Origin of the sequence: Pseudoalteromonas sp. SR44-8 (genome assembly GCF_014163635.1) — a bacterium.
Classification (GTDB): Bacteria; Pseudomonadota; Gammaproteobacteria; order Enterobacterales; family Alteromonadaceae; genus Pseudoalteromonas; species Pseudoalteromonas rhizosphaerae.
Map to the genome: position 1 here is coordinate 58792 of NZ_JACJDS010000005.1, position 15658 is coordinate 74449.

9 protein-coding genes are annotated in these 15658 nt (G+C 39.3%); 1 reads left to right on the forward strand and 8 read right to left on the reverse strand.

Going from position 1 to position 15658, the window contains the following annotated elements:
• Positions 1 to 34 precede the first annotated feature (34 nt).
• Complete coding sequence (locus H5183_RS03385; RefSeq protein WP_310736576.1) at positions 35 to 2068, reverse strand: DNA internalization-related competence protein ComEC/Rec2; 2034 nt, start codon at positions 2066 to 2068, stop codon at positions 35 to 37.
• A 225-nt stretch (positions 2069 to 2293) separates the two neighbouring features.
• Here H5183_RS03385 and H5183_RS03390 point away from each other — a divergent pair, with 225 nt between their 5' ends.
• Positions 2294 to 2803, forward strand: coding sequence for a DUF2062 domain-containing protein (locus H5183_RS03390; RefSeq protein ID WP_145233835.1), 510 nt, complete (start codon positions 2294 to 2296; stop codon positions 2801 to 2803).
• A gap of 110 nt (positions 2804 to 2913) precedes the next feature.
• Here the strand turns inward: H5183_RS03390 and H5183_RS03395 are convergent, their stop codons facing one another.
• The 7 genes from H5183_RS03395 to H5183_RS03425 form a co-directional block, all read right to left on the reverse strand.
• Entirely contained in the window at positions 2914 to 4647 is a 1734-nt protein-coding gene (locus H5183_RS03395; protein ID WP_145233833.1) for a DUF3466 family protein, read from the reverse strand.
• Positions 4648 to 4658: 11 nt separating this feature from the next.
• Positions 4659 to 6578: an ABC transporter ATP-binding protein gene (locus H5183_RS03400; RefSeq protein ID WP_145233830.1), complete on the reverse strand. Its 1920-nt coding sequence runs from the start codon at positions 6576 to 6578 to the stop codon at positions 4659 to 4661.
• Between the two features lie 15 nt (positions 6579 to 6593).
• Entirely contained in the window at positions 6594 to 6830 is a 237-nt protein-coding gene (locus H5183_RS03405; protein ID WP_182730950.1) for a glutaredoxin family protein, read from the reverse strand.
• Positions 6823 to 8940 (reverse strand): bifunctional 23S rRNA (guanine(2069)-N(7))-methyltransferase RlmK/23S rRNA (guanine(2445)-N(2))-methyltransferase RlmL, encoded by a 2118-nt coding sequence (gene rlmKL, locus H5183_RS03410; protein ID WP_182730951.1) that lies wholly within the window; start codon positions 8938 to 8940, stop codon positions 6823 to 6825. The genes H5183_RS03405 and rlmKL overlap by 8 nt, the downstream gene beginning before the upstream one ends.
• 89 nt (positions 8941 to 9029) lie before the next feature.
• Positions 9030 to 9560 carry a cell division protein ZapC domain-containing protein gene (locus H5183_RS03415; RefSeq protein ID WP_145233823.1) on the reverse strand — a complete coding sequence of 177 codons (531 nt, stop codon included), beginning with the start codon at positions 9558 to 9560 and terminating at the stop codon, positions 9030 to 9032.
• A 120-nt stretch (positions 9561 to 9680) separates the two neighbouring features.
• A complete protein-coding gene (pyrD, locus tag H5183_RS03420; protein WP_145233821.1) occupies positions 9681 to 10691 on the reverse strand; it encodes a quinone-dependent dihydroorotate dehydrogenase in 1011 nt (336 codons plus the stop codon).
• A gap of 113 nt (positions 10692 to 10804) precedes the next feature.
• On the reverse strand, positions 10805 to 15646 hold the full coding sequence (locus tag H5183_RS03425) for an NAD-glutamate dehydrogenase (protein ID WP_182730952.1): 4842 nt from the start codon (positions 15644 to 15646) through the stop codon (positions 10805 to 10807).
• Positions 15647 to 15658: the final 12 nt, after the last annotated feature.

Below are 15658 nucleotides of genomic sequence, written 5' to 3' on the forward strand. Positions count from 1 at the left end.
GGCTATTGTAGCCTCCAGTTGCACAAAACTAAACTCAATCTTTTAGAAACCAATAACTTTCATCTTCACGAGCTAGGTTTACTGTGTAGTGATGTTGATAAAACTCAATTTTAACCTGCCCTTTTTCAGCTGTTGTATATTGTAAAGCGTGCTGCTTAGCATAACGTGCTAAAACTTCTGTACGTGGAAATTGCCACTGCCCTTTATATGCCGTTGAATGAATAACAACCTCAGGAGCAACCGCATGAATAAATGCATCACTTGATGAGGTATTACTACCATGGTGAGGACTCAATAATACCGTACTTTTAAGCACACCTTGCTGCTGGATTAGTTGTGCTTCTCTTTTTGTTGAAATATCACCAGGAAGCAAAACACTGAACCTGCCATCACTGATATGCACTACACAAGAGTTATCATTGTCAGTTATTAAATGCTGTGCCGGCTCGCTCACGGTAATGATTAAGTCATAAAAACTATATTCGCCCGCTCTGCAAACTTGCTCTGGGCCAGTTGGTTGTAGCAATTTAAAAGTATGCTGGTAACCATGCTCTAACCAATGGGTAAGCCCTCCGGCATGGTCTTTATCCATGTGGCTAATAAGCGAAACTTCAACATCAATACCGTTTCTTTTTAAATAGGGTATTAAGGTGCTATTGACCCGCGTAAATGTATTAAAATAAATTGGGCCAAGATCATAAATAAAACCTTTGTCTTGATTACTGACTAACACCATGGTGCCATGACCCACATCGAATACATTAAGCTGCCAGCGCGGTTTGGTCAGTAAATAGTGATCGAGTACAACCAGTAGTAATGGTATGCATGCCAACAAACGCCAGGGCAAAAAACACACAATTATTGCTGCAATATAGCTACTAACAAGCAATTGCTGGCTAAAATTTGTGGTATCAAACCAACGAAAATTCTGTGGGATCAACAATAAGAGCTGATAAATATGCTGTAATAATGAATCAAACACACTAATCAACCCGCTAATATCAATAAATACACTGATTGCGGAAAATAATACTAAGCAAGGCATGATAATAAAACCAAGTAATGGGATAGCCACTAAATTAACAACTAAGCCAATTACGCTGACCCCATTGAAATAATAAAGCGATAGCGGTAATAAACCAATAAACAAAGCAAACTGTAGGGTAATGAGTGTTTTTATGATGGCTAAAAAGCCGGAGCTGGTTATGGTTATGACACTAAAAACCCAAAAGATAATTGCTACCGCAGTGAATGAAAAATAAAGTCCTGGATTAAGTAAACTAAATGGGTCGATGAGCAATACACATACTAATGCAAACAAGATAAATCGCCAGCGCAGTGCCTGTTTAGCAAAGTAATAAATAACTAAATAACATCCTAACATGATCAAAGCGCGAGTTGCCGATACGATAAAACCACTTAAGTACACATAACTAAAAGCAAGCACAAATCCACCTAAACTATAAATAAGCGACAAATTGATCTGCTGTACTGTTGGTTTAACCACAAAAATAAAAAAACTTATTAAGTAGCGGGTTATAAAAAAACCGATACTAAACATCAAGCCAATATGTAATCCAGAAATGGCTAATAAATGGCTAATACCAAATTGTTGTAATTCTTGCTTTTGTGAAAAACTCATAGCACTGCGGTCGCCAGTCAGTAGCGGATAATACAGCCAATTTAGCGAGTTATGTTGGTAGGTGTGTTTGATAAAATTACGGTATTTTTCAATTAGGTCAGCTTCATAGTTATTAGAGATTTCGATAATACTACCAACTTGCTTGCCTTTAAAAAATAGTCGCTCACTAAATGCGTAACGCTCTTTATCAAACACATCATAATTTTTTTGGCTGCGATATTTTTCTAATTCAAGCCACGTTTTAACATGATCACCCACCTTAAGTAACTGGTCGTTATTAAAAGTCAGCAATGCAAAAGGAGGCTTAATATTTGATAGAGGTTGATTATCTATCTTATTGAGCCGAACTTTTAAATAATAGTGATCACGCTGAGAAATAACCTCAACAATCGTAATATTACTTAGATATGGTTTATTTTCATCCAAAGCCAAGCTGGAAATTGCGTAGAAGCTGGTAAAATGTACCCATACACACAAAATTCCACAAATAAAACCTAACAATACACTGTAAAACGGCTTAAAATAGAGACTCGCAATTAACAGAGATAACGCGAAAACTGTAAATACAAGGGTCTGATAATAAAAAACGGTTATAATACAACCAACGACAAACCCAACACTTAACCAAACAGATGTAAATGGTTGCTTTAAATGGCTAAAAAAACGATCCAACGGTTTTTACCCGATCACAATAAAGTTAAACATCATAAATATTTAAAAATTTTTGGTCGTTTACTCCACGATGCCAATCTATGGCATTTAAATCGTCGTTCAGCTCGTGGGGCATTTTCCGTCGGTTTATTCTTTGCTTTCATTCCGGTTCCTTTTCAGATGGTGCTTGCTGCTGCATTGGCAATTCCGTTACGAGTAAATCTTCCTATTTCTGTCGCAGTAGTTTGGATCACTAATCCGCTAACCATGCCACCTATCTTTTATTGTTCGTATTTAATTGGCACATTAGTGTTAGGACAGCCGGAACAACATTTTGCATTTCAACCAAGTTGGCAATGGTTTATGGAAAGCTTAACAACTATTGGCCCTGCTTTTTTAGTTGGCTCTTTGATCAGTGCTTGTATCGCATCAGTAATAGGCTACTTCGGTGTTGATTTACTATGGCGTCGTTCAGTGCGTAAAGCATGGTTAAATCGTCATAAAAAATAACTGTTTCTAATTTAAAGTATAGACAAAAAAAACCCTGCTTAGCAAAGCAGGGTTTTTTTTCAATACTAAGTGACCGTTAATGCTGGATCACCCAGTAATAATTTCAAAAACTAACGAAATATACGACGTAGACCAACTAGAGGAAGTAATAATAACGTATACCAAGGGAAACTAGACGATTGACGCTCATATGTGTCAGTTTCAGGATCAGAGCAGCTATCAATAGTCCCATTAATAGGAGATAACTTCACTGGCACAGCAATACTTTCGTATTCTATCTCACCATTAATATCACGAACAATACCACCTAATGAATCAGTTTTTTCTACTGTTTTAGTAGCAACACCAAAAATTTCATTTTTATTGTTAATCACTTTCGCTTCTGCAACGACATAACCATAACGAGTTTCACCGTCTGCTTCATAGCAAGGCAGTAAATCATTTATGTTTGTAATCGCATCTTCACCAATCTTGTACAGGAAACCTTCTCGGCGACGCGCACCAACATTAAATACGTCAGTTTCACCTTCACCAACAATATAACCATTATCATTAATATCATTGGCAACTGAAGTAGAACTATTAAAGAAATCTTTTGGGAATACAGTACTGCTGCTGGCAATATCATGATAGAAAAACTTAAGACGATCAGCGCCTTCAATTCTTTTTATACCATAGCCAACAATAATGTTATTTTCATTAATGGCTACTGACTTACCACCAGTCCAATCATCTTCTTGATTGAGGATTTCAACAACGTTACCGTCTTTGTAATAAACAGGTAATGCTCTGATTGTTGACGATCTATCATTATCACGAATGTCAGAGTAACCAGCAACAATGCCATTACTATTAACAGCGAGTGCATTACTTATAAATGCAAACCCGTCATCCTCTTCTGGCGTAAGGCCTAAACCAAGCGGTTCAGTTTTAGTAATATTTAAGTTTGTATCAAGTGTCCACTTAATAGCACGGCTATCAAACAGTCGTGATGATGTACTTCTATGCAAATTTTCAATACAAACACTGACAGGTTCATCTTCACCATCACAGTTATCATCAATATTTTCTTGTCTATCAACTGGGATCCCCGTTGATACTTGCCCGACAACAATATATCCTGTGTTGGTTTTAACTATACCGTTGGCTGAACTTAAGCCGCCATGTTCAGCATATTCTGGCACTAATGGCACATTTAAACCGGATGGTGATATAACAACGCCACGGGAGATAAAATCACGCACAAATTGTGTTTCTTCTTCAGTTTCACCATCAGGAAGAAAACTGGTTTTTTCATAAGGCGCACTGCCCCAACCTACCGTAATACCGTCTTCTGCTACTGCATTATAGTTATTGCTAACTGATCGTGTTAGGCCATCATAATCAACTGATGCAACATCAAAAAGAACTTGTTCTTGCGCTATACCGTCCAAAATATTGTAACCGATGATATTAGCCAATTTTTGATATTCTGGGTTGTTAGCTTGTGCTGATAAAAATGAAAGCATAAAACTATGTGCGTCTGGGTTAGTCGCCGCTGCATTATTGTTTTCAATATCATCTAAGGTAAAGGTAATTTCTTTATCAATTAACTCAAAGTAGTTTTCTTGGTTGCTATATGCATTTTTAATTAAGTTATCTGTAAAATCGATGTAACTCACATCTATGGGTAAGTTATATAAGCCGTTAGACTGCCCGATAATATAGCCGCTTTCGCTGACATCTTTTACGTAATTATGCTTGGCTTCGTCTAAAGAACTCAGCTCTGTCAACTGATATGTTGCACTGATTGCTGATGTACTCATCGTAGCTAGAATACTAGCCGCGAGTAATTTATATTTCATTTTAGTCCTTACTACTGATTCTTTAAATCTTCAAGTTCTTCCCAGCGCTCCAGAGCGGCTTCAAGGTCAGACTCAAGTTGTGCTAAATGGTTCAATTCTTTGGTTGTCGCACTGGCATCTTGTTTAAAGAAATCAGCGTCATTAACCACAACTTGCTGCGCTTCTAATGCTTGTTCAAGTTGTTCCAGCTTACTGGGTAATTGTTCTAATTCAAGTTTTAATTTGTAAGAGAGTTTATTACTTTTGTTATCTGCTTTAGCCACAGGAGCTGGTGCAACGACTGCTTCTTTTTTAGCAGGTGTAGTTAGCTGTTTTTTTTGTTCCTGTGATAAATAATTAGCATAGGCTTCATAATCACTGTAACCACCGACAATATCTGTAATTACCCCATTACCTTCAAATGCCCAAACACTGGTACAGGTATTATCAATAAACTCACGGTCATGGCTTACAATTAACACGGTTCCCTGATACTGATTAATAATATCCTCTAACAGCTCGAGGGTTTCTATATCTAAATCATTGGTCGGCTCATCAAGCACAAGAATATTTGATGGTTTTAAAAATAGTTTAGCTAATAATAAGCGATTTTTTTCACCGCCAGAGAGTGCTTTAACCGGTGTACGAGCACGCGCAGGCGGGAATAAAAAGTCTTGTAAATAACCGAGTACATGACGTGAGCGTCCGCCCATCATTACTTCTTGCTTACCTTCGGCAACGTTATCTTGTACGGTGGCTTCTTCATCAAGCTTTTGGCGGTATTGATCAAAGTAAGCAAACTCTAAGTTCACCCCTTGCTTAACAATCCCTGCATCAGCTTCAATATCACCAAATAGCAGTTTTAATAAAGTCGTCTTACCAATACCATTAGGGCCAACTAAGCCAATACGATCGCCACGCATAACTAAAGTAGAGAAGTCATTGGCAATTACTTTGTCTTTATTAAATGCATGATTTAGATGTTTAGCTTCAAATACTAATTTTCCTGAACGGTCTGCCGTTTCAATATTGAAGTCAGTTTTACCCACTTGATCAACACGCTGTTTGCGTTCATTACGTAGCTGTTTAAGCTCGCGGACACGGCCTTCATTACGCGTTCGACGTGCTTTTACACCTTGGCGGATCCACGTTTCTTCTTCTGCTAAGCGTTTGTCAAATAATGCGTTTTGCGTTTCTTCTACTTTTAAATCATGGGCTTTTTGCTCTAAATAAGTAGCATAATCGCCAGGGTATGAAATCAGCTTACCGCGATCTAAGTCTAAGATCCGCGTCGCCACTGCACGAATAAACGCACGGTCGTGAGAAATAAAGACAATACCGCCTTTAAACTCTTTTAAGAATTGTTCAAGCCACATTACACTTTCCATATCTAAATGGTTAGTAGGCTCATCAAGTAATAATAAATCCGGCTCACTGACAAGTGCCCGTGCAAGGGCAACTTTGCGTAACCAGCCACCAGAAAGTGATTCAAGTTTGGCTTCTGGTGCTAATTCTAACTGTGTTAATACAAGTTGAATTCTACTATCAAAACGCCAACCATCTGCAGCTTCGAGTTGATTTGATAAACGTTCAAGTTTATTAAGTAGTTTATCTGTGCAGTCAGTTTGTAACTCAGTGCTGACGTGATGAAAATCAATTAATAAATTTGCAATCTCAGGCATACCTTGAGCAACATAATCAAACACCGAGCCACTAGCTCCTTTTGGTGGATCTTGCTCTAGACGAGATATTTTAATACTACCTAACTGATTTATTTCACCATCATCTAAAATAACTTGGCCATCAAGGACTTTTAGTAACGTTGATTTACCCGCACCATTACGACCAACTACACACACACGCTCACCAGTTTCGATGACGGCATCAGCGTTGTCTAACAGTGGATGCGTACCATACGCGAGTTGAGCTTTAGAAATTCTAATTAAATCCATACTATCTGTTTACTCTTATTCTGTTTGCGTAAAAAACTGACGCACATCTTGCGCAGTGAAAGGCCAAAATAATTGCGGGCCTTGATCGCTTTTTAAAACGGGTATACTGGTCTGATATTCTGTAATTAATTCTTCATCACTCATAATATCAACAAGCTGTAACAGATCATCACCCAACAACGGCGTGATCAAGCCCTGCGCTTGCTCACATAAATGACAGCCATCGGTATGATACAAAATCCACTTAGCCATGGGTTATCAACCAGCTATTATGTATTTTTTTATTGCGTTTAAAGTCAGGAGAAATCGTCTGCTCTGAAATATTAACAGCTTTTAAGCCTAAGCCAATCAAGCCCACTTCATCCATGGTGAAGCCACGCATATTATTCGAGAAAATCAACGTGCCAGATGGACTGAGAATTTTTTTAACCCATGTCAGTAATTTAATATGATCATTTTGTACATCAAAAGCATCTTTCATGCGTTTTGAATTTGAAAACGTTGGCGGATCTAAAAAGATCAAATCGTATTGGCTTGTGGCATGCTCAAGCCACTTCAAACAATCAGCCTGTTCAAAACGATAACGGGTATTACTGATATTGTTCAGGTCAAAGTTATCTTGGCCCCATTTTAAATAGGTTTTCGATAGATCAACCGTGGTTATCGCTTTAGCGCCACCCAGAGCTGCATGTACAGAGGCTGTCCCTGTGTAGGCAAATAAATTCAAGAAGCGTTTATCTTTGGCATTTTCTTGGATATAACGACGAGCAAGACGGTGGTCTAAAAACAAGCCAGTATCTAAGTAATCAAATAAATTGACTTTAAACTTCGCGCCAAACTCCTCAACTACTTGAGTACGATTTTGCTTAGCCATTGGTGTGTATTGCTCTTCACCTTTTTGCTTTTTACGTACTTTTACAGCAATATTTCCAGGTGCGATATTGAGCTGCTGTGAGGTTAACGAAATCACGTCTTGTAAACGTTTATGCGCTGTTACATCGTCAATTTCTTTCGGCGCAGCGTACTCAAATATTACCGCTGAATCACCATAAATATCAACGGCTACATTGTATTCAGGAATGTCAGCATCGTAGACACGATAGGCCTGCACATCATTTTGTTTGAGCCAATTTTTCAAGCCTTGCTTATTCTTTTTAACCCGATTAGCAAACGACATTGAACCTTCAAAGTTCAATGCAGGCTTATCTTCAGTTGTTTGGCTGACTTGTTTGTCATCAAGTTGATATAAATTAAGTACCACATCAAGTGGACCATTTTTAAATTTATAACGCTTGAGTTTCACCAGCTTTAATAATTTAAATAAACTCTCATCCATGCCTAGTAGGGCAAGTTTCCAGTTATTAAAATGTTTTTTAAAGCCTGTACCTAAAGCACTGTGTAAACTTACCAACTCAGCCATCGAACCAATACGTTCACCATATGGTAAATTTGAAATAACCACACCTGGTAATTTTGCCACTGAGGTAAGCTTAGTTGCATCGCTTTGTTTAAACTTGATCACATCACCTAGATCAGCTCTACGAGCATTATCTACTGCTTTGCTTAGTACATTAGCGTCATTGTCATGACCAATAAGCCATAATTTAGGATCTGTAATTTGTGCTGTAAGCTGCTCTTTTAACTCTTTGTATTTAGCAATACGGAAACTTGGTAAGCGCTCAAATGCAAATCCCTCACGGAATAAACCCGGCGCTTCATTACGCGCCATGCCAGCAGCTTCAATCAAAATAGTGCCAGCACCACAGCAGGGATCAAATAGCGGCTGTTGAACATTCTCAAGCCAACCACTGCGTTTGATCAGTGCTGCCGCTAAATGCTCTTTAATAGGTGCCTTACCTTGACCTTCTCGGTAACCACGTTCAGATAAACGCGGCCCTGAATAATCGATATACATGGCCACACCTTGACGCGATAAACGCGCAACAACGCGTACATTGGCATCTTGTTTATCAACGTTTGGCCGCTGTTCAAATAAATCATTAAAATAATCAACAATCGCATCTTTGATCACTAAACCTGAGAACTGGGTATTTTTAAGTGAGTCGTTGGTACCATTAAAGTCGACTGCAAAAGTTTGCGTTGGACCAAACCATTCCTGCCAAGGCTGTGAGCGAGCAAAATTGTAAAGGCTTTCTTTATTATTTACGCCCTCTTTCTCTTCGATCAACATCAGCACTCGTGTCGCGAAGCGGCTCATTAAACAGACCTTTTGTGCTAATGTAGTGTCGGCGTCAAAACGCACAGAACCGACTGTTTGTTTGGTCACCGTAGCGCCAATGTCAGTAAGTTCATCAACCAATAAATTTTCGATTCCGATAGAAGTAAGTGCGATAAAATGCAAAGTAATAACCCTTAATAGCTAATTGCGCGGGATTATAACATAGGTTGGGAGACAAACACGCGATAAACAAAGGAACTATAAAAAATATGCTAGGCTGTTTTACTGTTTTGTGCGTGGTTATAAATTGGATGGACACGATTGTTAAGTATACGAATAGCTTCAAATTGATTAAGGCTTAAGTTTTCATCAAGCTTAAAATGCTCAGATAGACAAATGCATAAAGAGGCTTCTTTACAGTGGTCAACAATCAAAAACTCACCACTTTGTTCGCTAGTTTGCAATTTTATAACTGCTTCTATACTGGGCTCATTGCCTTTGTAGGGTTCGAAAAACCAACTTTTTGCCAGCATTGGCTTTAAATAAAATTTAGCTGCTGTCGCATTTAGCGCAATTTGACATAGCTGCGCGCCATTCCATAGATTAAATCCAGCAAGATATTGGTAAACCTGCTGATAAAAGGCGGCATCTTCTAAACTAAAGTTAGGTTGGGTTAAAATAGCATCGGTGAGTTGACGTAGTTTATAAGGCGTGCACAGCTGCATATCTTGATCTAAATCGATCAATAAACGATTTCTTACTGGACAAGCAATCCATTTCCACTGCTTTGATGCTTGTAACATGCGTTCCCTACGCCCTTACTAATTAATCTTATGAATATTGTAGTATAGCGGCTTTTGACCAATTAATATATATTTCTTTAGAACATTTATTGAACGATCAAAAGCTTAAATAACGGATCCTTATAAGCCTTGCAGGATCGTTTTTACCAATTGCGGTCCTTTATATATAAATCCAGTGTATACCTGTACAAGATCTGCACCTGCTGATAATTTTTCTTTCGCACTGGCTGCATCATCAATTCCGCCCACTCCAATGATCGGCAACTTACCTGCGGTTAAACGTTTTAATTCTTGCACTACATGAGTGGATCGCTCACGTACTGGCTGACCTGATAGGCCTCCGGCTTCATCAGCATATTGTTGTCCATGCACCGCAGCGCGCTCTAAGGTAGTATTCGTCGCTATTACACCATCGATGTTGTTATTTAATAATGATTCACTAACTTGAGCTATTTGCACAGCATCAAGGTCTGGAGCAATTTTTACTAGCATTGGCACTTGTTTATTATGTTTGGCGATCAAATCAAGCTGCTCATTTTTAAGGCTTTGCAATAGATCATCCAGTGCAGCACCATATTGCAGATCACGAAGTCCAGGCGTATTTGGTGATGAGATATTGACAGTAATATATGAGGCATGTTCAAACACTTTACGCATACAGTGGATGTAATCGTCTTTACCTTGTTCATTTGGGGTATCTTTATTCTTACCAATATTGATACCTAGAATGCCGTCGTATTTAGCAGCCTTAACGTTATTAATTAGGTTATCAACACCTTTATTATTAAAGCCCATACGATTGATAATTGCATTTGACTCTGGCAGACGGAAAATACGCGGCTTGTCATTACCGACTTGTGGACGAGGTGTCACAGTACCTACCTCAATAAAGCCAAAACCCATCTTTGCAAACGCATCAATACATTCTGCATTTTTATCAAGGCCAGCTGCTAATCCTACTGGGTTTTTAAACTGTAAACCTAAAAATTCGACTGGACGATCTGCCACTGATTGCGACCATGCAGCACTGAATGGGGTATTGTTAAAACGGCGTAAGTTATGAAGTGCAAATTCATGGGCCCATTCCGCATCACGGGTGAACATAAAACGGCGAGCAAGATCGTAAAACATAAATAATCCTCTTAATAAAAAAATACCCCAGACTAGGCTGGGGTATTGTATAACAATTTTAACAATTAACTCATTATTTTCATGTGAGAAAATAACCAGTCAGTGTCAATTGCTTATTTTGCAGATGTATCACAGTTATGACTAAGTAGCATAAGTTCACGTAATGCAACTGAGAACTTAGCAAAATCATGACTTTGTGAAGTCTTAAATTCAGCTAACATTTGCTTCCAGCGTTGTAGTAACAAATCTTGGCTGTCCATCCACTGATCAATTTGACCGTCGACATCTTTGTTATCACCAGCAAAGTTATTTAAAACAACTTCAGATAGTGTACGTTGTTGCCAATCAAGTTCTTCACGGTATGAAGCGCGGGCCAATGCTTGCCAATGATTCGCCACCGGCTGATGAGTAATTTGGTCAAGGAACCAATGCAGTCCCATCCGTGCACCTAGTTTGAAGTAGGTATTAGATACCATATCAATACTACGCCCTGAATTTGCAGCAACTTCTGCTAAGTCCATTACTGAGAACAAGCTAGAGAGCGATACAATGCGTGTTGCAAGCTCAGCTGGCACTGCACTTTCAATAAGCTTGTCTGCGGCCGCAGATAAACGTTCACTTTCTTTTTCAACCATGTAGTTAGTTAAGTTTGCACTTAAATCAGCGAAGGTCGGTGCAAAGAAGGCAATTGTTTGCTCAATATTTTGCGCTTTATTGCGATGACGTAAGAACCAACGTGTTGCTCGGCGTACTGTACGACGTAACTGATACAACATTTCAGTTTGCACTGCGGCTGGGATCTTGTTATCAAGATCAACAATTGCAGACCAAGTATCACGCATTTGGAATACTTCACTGGCAACAGAGTAACATAACGCTATTTCAGCTTCGTTTGCGCCAGTTTCTTCATGCATACGTACCATGAAGTTCAGACCCATATCGTTAACGATATTATTAGCTAATTTAGTAGCAATAATCTCTTTACGCAGTGGGTGATTATCCATCGCAGTATTGAACTTTTCACGTAGTGGTAAAGGGAAAGACTTCACTAATAGCTGACGATAATATGGATTTCCTGTGATGTCGTCAGTCACGAGTGACTCTTTAAGTACCATTTTAGCGTACGACACAAGCACAGATAACTCTGGGCGAGTTAAATCTTTACCCGCTGCAGCGCGTTCTGCCAACTCTTCATCGCTTGGAATAAATTCAATTGCACGATTTAACTTGCCATCTTTTTCAAGGGCATGAATAAAGCGTACTTTTTCTTTAAGCGTTGATGAGCCTTTTGATTGCGTAATTGACAGTGTATGCGTTTGGCGATAACAATCTTTCAGTACCAGTTGTGCAACTTCATCGGTCATTGAATACAGTAGTTCATCACGTTGTTTACGCGTTAAATCACCGGCTGTAACTAAACCATTAAGTAAAATTTTGATATTTACTTCGTTATCAGAACACGCAACACCACCTACGTTATCGATGAAGTCAGTATTAACGCGACCGCCTTTAGCAGCAAATTCAATACGTCCTAATTGGGTTGCACCTAAGTTGCCACCCTCACCGAGTACTTTTGCACCAAGCTCACTACCATTGATACGTAGGGCGTCATTTGCACGGTCGCCTACATCTGCATCGCTTTCTTTACTGCTCTTAATGTAAGTACCAATACCGCCATTCCATAATAGATCGAATTCCATCATTAAGAATGCTTTGATCAACTCGTTTGGTGTCATGCTGGCTTTTTTAGTGCCCAACATTTTTTTCATTTCTGGCGTTAAAGTGATTGATTTAGCCGCACGTGAGAACACCCCGCCGCCCGCTGAAATCAAGTCTTTGTTGTAGTCTTCCCACGATGAACGAGGTAAGTTAAATAGGCGCTCGCGCTCTGGGTAAGACGTTGCTGAATCTGGGTTTGGATCAACAAAGATATGCATGTGGTTAAATGCCACTTGTAAACGGATATGCTTGGATAACAACATACCATTACCAAATACATCCCCAGCCATATCACCAATTGCAACTACCGTAAAATCAGTTGTTTGTGTATCAATGTCCATTTCGCGGAAATGGCGTTTAACCGATTCCCATGCGCCTTTGGCCGTAATACCCATTTTCTTATGGTCATAACCTACTGAACCACCTGATGCGAATGCATCACCTAGCCAGAAGTTATATTCATTGGCAATGCCATTGGCAATATCAGAGAAAGTAGCTGTACCTTTATCAGCTGCTACAACCAAATATGCATCATCTTCATCATGACGAGTTACATCAACCGGCGGCACAATTTCACCTTGGATAATGTTATCTGTGATATCTAATAAACCACGAATGAAGATTTTGTAACACTCTTGGCCTTCTTTGAAGAATGCGTCACGATCCGTAGGCAGTTGTTTACAAACAAAGCCGCCTTTTGAGCCTACAGGTACAATAACTGTATTCTTTACTTGTTGTGCTTTAACTAGACCAAGTACTTCCGTACGGAAATCCTCACGACGATCTGACCAACGCAAGCCACCACGCGCAACTTTACCACCACGTAAATGCACACCTTCTACACGTGGAGAATAAACAAATATTTCAAATGCCGGTAATGGCAATGGCATATCTGGAATTAAGCTTGGATTTACTTTGAACGACACATAAGACTTAAACTGACCTTTGTCATCTTTTTGGAAGTAGTTAGTACGCAGCGTAGCAATGATCATATCGACGTATAAACGAATAATACGGTCATCATCTAAGTTAGCAACGTTTTCAAGTTCTACATAAATTTGCGCAATTAGCTTATCAAGCGTTTTAACACTAGCAGGGCTTTTAACAGAGAACTTTTTAGCAAATAAATTAACAATTTGCGAACCAATGTGCGGGTAATTAGCTAATGTGCTCTCGATGTAGGTTTGCGAGAAAGTAACCCCAACTTGGCGCATGTATTTTGCATAAGCGCGTAAAATTGAGGCTTCGCGACCAGTTAAGCCACCCATTAACACTAAACGGTTAAAGCCGTCATTTTCTAAACGGTTACTCCACACACTAGTAAGTGCGGCACGAAAACGTGCTGATACTTTATCGAAATCTGCAATGCCTTTGCTATCAAGTAGCATTGAGAAATCCATGATCCAGTTGATACGGCCATCGCTGGTTTTAACCGAATAAGGCGTTTCACCAATGACGCGCAAGCCAAAGTTTTCAAGCATTGGCATAACGTCTGATAAATGGATTGGCTCATCTTTGTGGAATAAGCTCAAACGTACAATGTTGCTGTTCGCTTCTTCTTGCGGACGGTAAAACAACATTTCAAGCTTGTTATCGTCATTCAATAGTTCAAGCTTTTCAATATCAACAACAGCGGCACTTGGCAGTACTTCGTCTTTGTATGAACGAGCAAACGCATTACAATATTTGCGGTTTAATTCGTTACCACGTGCTTCACCAGCAGACTCTAACAGTGCTGATTGTAATTTATCTTCCCAAGTACGAGCGGCTTCTACTAAATTATTTTCGATGTCTTTCACGTTATATTCTATATTGTTGTCAGTCACACGCACGGTATAATGAGTACGCGCCAGTGTAGACTCAGAGAAGAAGGTAGTAAATTCGACTTTATCGTCTGAATTAAATGCATTGCCTAAAATATCTTGTGTTTCACGACGCAGTGCTGTGTTATAACGCTCACGCGGAACATAGACCATGCAAGAGAAAAAACGACCATAGGCATCTTTACGCACAAATAAGCGACACATATCGCGCTCTTGTACTTGTAAAACACCCATTGCAACTTCAAGTAACTCGCTTTCACGGGCCTGAACAAGTTCATCACGCGGATAGGTTTCAAGAATATTTAATACCGCTTTATAAGCATGAGTGCCTTTGGCAAAATCACACATTTCCATGATGCGATTTATTTTACTTTTTAAAACTGGCACATCAGCGGCGCTGTTGTTATAAAAACTTGATGAAAACAACCCGATGAAACGGTCTTCGCCAATCACATTCCCCTCATCATCAAAACGTTTAATCCCTACATAATCTATGTATGCTGGGCGATGTACGCGTGATAACGAATTGGTTTTTGTAAGGATCAACAGGTTATTGCTACGGGCTTCTTGACGGGCAACTTCTGGTAATTCAGATAACAGGCGAGAATGCTCTTCGGTTGAATTCTTCATCAAACCTAAGCTGCCCTCGATTTTACCTTTGAGCTGGTAATCGCCTTGTACTGGCGACAAATCGTATTGGCGATAGCCCATTAATGTAAAATTATCTTTTACTAACCAATCTAAGAATTCAACAGTCTCTGCAACTTCACTTGCATTGTTGTTATGGTTACGTTTTGGTAATTCTTTACTGACCGCAATTAACTTTTTGCGGATCGGTTGCCAATCTTCTACCGCAGTAGACACATCGTTCAACACTGACTCAAGCTCTTTTTTGAACGAGTCAATCACTGAAGAATCTGTTTGGCGATCAATTTCGATAAAAAACACTGTTTTTGTAGAGCTAGACTCTTGTTCGGCTTTTAAATTTGATAAAGCCGAAATTTTAGCGTTTTTATCGCGTTGAATCTTAAGTGGGCTGTGTAATAGCAAGTGAGATGCGATATTTTCGCGGGTCATCGCCATACGAACAGAATCAACTAAAAATGGCATATCTTTAGCGATAATTTCGACGATTGTGTGTGATGACTGCCAGCCATCTTTTGCTACTTCAGGATTGAAAACGCGGATCACCGCATCATCAGAGGTATTTTTTTCTAGCGAGTTCCATAGGCTAAGTGCAGCGCCATATAAGTCACTATCATTGCGATGTGCCAAATCTTCTTTAGACATATTGCTGTACAAGGATTTGGCGAATTTCTCAACGAGTAACACATTATCAGCGTGAACTTTTTTCTGGATCAGCTTACAGACATTATCTAAGATAACCGAGGCTTGCCCTTCATTTCGTGTCATTACATGTTCCTT

Bases quoted from the DNA above. Each gene is read 5' to 3' on its own strand.
- H5183_RS03400 (WP_145233830.1), bottom strand. From the start codon at position 6,578: ATGGATTTAATTAGAATTTCTAAAGCTCAACTCGCGTATGGTACGCAT.
- pyrD (WP_145233821.1), bottom strand. From the start codon at position 10,691: ATGTTTTACGATCTTGCTCGCCGTTTTATGTTCACCCGTGATGCGGAA.
- H5183_RS03425 (WP_182730952.1), bottom strand. From the start codon at position 15,646: ATGACACGAAATGAAGGGCAAGCCTCGGTTATCTTAGATAATGTCTGT.
- H5183_RS03395 (WP_145233833.1), bottom strand. From the start codon at position 4,647: ATGAAATATAAATTACTCGCGGCTAGTATTCTAGCTACGATGAGTACA.
- H5183_RS03405 (WP_182730950.1), bottom strand. From the start codon at position 6,830: ATGGCTAAGTGGATTTTGTATCATACCGATGGCTGTCATTTATGTGAG.
- H5183_RS03415 (WP_145233823.1), bottom strand. From the start codon at position 9,560: ATGTTACAAGCATCAAAGCAGTGGAAATGGATTGCTTGTCCAGTAAGA.
- H5183_RS03390 (WP_145233835.1), top strand. From the start codon at position 2,294: ATGGCTAAAAAAACGATCCAACGGTTTTTACCCGATCACAATAAAGTT.